At 75.9% G+C, this 1,409-nt stretch carries 3 protein-coding genes; 2 read left to right on the forward strand and 1 reads right to left on the reverse strand.

The features are described from left to right. Both AE652_RS11290 and AE652_RS11295 read left to right on the forward strand, forming a co-directional pair. The coding region (locus AE652_RS11290) for an HAD-IC family P-type ATPase (protein WP_049651138.1) at nt 1–450 on the forward strand (450 nt) is incomplete at its 5' end. A gap of 178 nt (nt 451–628) precedes the next feature. Next, entirely contained in the window at nt 629–1,171 is a 543-nt protein-coding gene (locus AE652_RS11295; protein ID WP_049651139.1) for a hypothetical protein, read from the forward strand. A 46-nt stretch (nt 1,172–1,217) separates the two neighbouring features. Here the strand turns inward: AE652_RS11295 and AE652_RS46365 are convergent. Further along, nucleotides 1,218–1,409 (reverse strand): hypothetical protein (locus tag AE652_RS46365; protein WP_049651140.1); only part of this gene is annotated, 192 nt, incomplete at its 5' end.

Raw genomic sequence — 1,409 nt, forward strand, 5'->3', positions numbered from 1 at the left:
GCGGTGGCCGAGGCCGTCGCCGCCGAGGTCGGCATCGCACCGGAGCACGTGCTCGCCGAGGTGCTCCCCGAGGAGAAGGTCGCCACCGTCAAGCGGCTGCAGGCCGAGGGCAAGGTCGTCGCGATGGTCGGCGACGGCGTCAACGACGCGGCCGCGCTCGCCCAGGCCGACCTGGGCCTGGCGATGGGCACCGGTACGGACGCCGCCATCGAGGCCGGCGACCTCACCCTGGTCCGCGGCGACCTGCTGGCCGCGGCGGACGCCATCCGGCTCTCCCGCAAGACCCTGGCCACCATCAAGAGCAACCTGTTCTGGGCCTTCGGCTACAACGTCGCCGCCCTGCCGCTGGCCGCGGCGGGCCTGCTCAACCCGATGATCGCGGGGGCCGCGATGGCCTTCTCCTCGGTCTTCGTGGTCGGCAACAGCCTCCGGCTGCGCCGCTTCCGCTGAGCAGCTGGGCAGCTGGGCAGCTGAGCCGCGGAGCCACCGAGCCGGTCCGCGCCGCCGGGCCGCTCCCACCGCCGGGCCGAGGCCCCGGAACCCCACCAGGGTTCCGGGGCCTCGGCGCGCGGCGCCGTCGGAGACCCTGGCCGACCAGCGCGGATCGCCCGCGACTAGAGTCCGACCCATGGACGAAGACACCGCGCTCTGGCACCGGATCGCCGACCTCCTGCCCGCCGACGCCGCCCAGGGCGTCAAGGACTGCCGGGCGGTCGGGGAGCAGGAGAGCGGGCTCGGTCTGCTGGTCGAGGGCCTGCTCGCCCGCCAGATCCCGATCGGCGGTACGGACCGGGCGCGGATCTCCGTGCTCACCGAGGAGTGGGGGGAGCGCGAGCGGCTCGCCCCCGGCCTGCTGCGCTGCCCGGGCGACGGCGCGCCCGCCCCGGTACGGCTGCTGGACGGCGAGCGCGACGAGGCCGAGGTGGTGACGGGCTGGAGCGAACCGGAGCTGGCCGACCTGGTCCTCGTCCCGTGGATCGGCTGCACCCGCTGCGGCCGGACCCTGCTGCGCGCCCACACCTGGGAGCCCTGGGACGACTTCTCGTACCACGCCGAGCGCTACGTGATCAGCACGCCGGACGGCCGCCGGGCGGAACGGATCCTCCCGCGGGACGCCGCCGGAGCGGCCTTCGCCGAGCTCCTCCACGGCTGCCCGGAAGCCACGGCCTGACCCCCTCCGACGAACTGCTCCAGGGCTGCCCGGAAGGGCACCGACGCTAACCCTCCTCCGGCAGCTCCACCGCCTGCCAGCGGTACGCCGCGTCCTCCTGCCACACCTGCAACTCGCCCTCCACCACCGCCGCCAGGCACAGCCGCCAGTCGTCGCCGATGGCCAGCGCGACCCGGGTGGCCGGGCGCAGCGTGGGCCGCCACCAGCGCGGCCGGCGGGACGCGCCGCCGGCCGGCAG

The sequence above is a fragment of the Kitasatospora sp. MY 5-36 genome, from assembly GCF_001182915.1.
GTDB lineage: Bacteria > Actinomycetota > Actinomycetes > Streptomycetales > Streptomycetaceae > Kitasatospora.

Bases quoted from the DNA above. Each gene is read 5' to 3' on its own strand.
- AE652_RS11295 (WP_049651139.1), top strand. From the start codon at position 629: ATGGACGAAGACACCGCGCTCTGGCACCGGATCGCCGACCTCCTGCCC.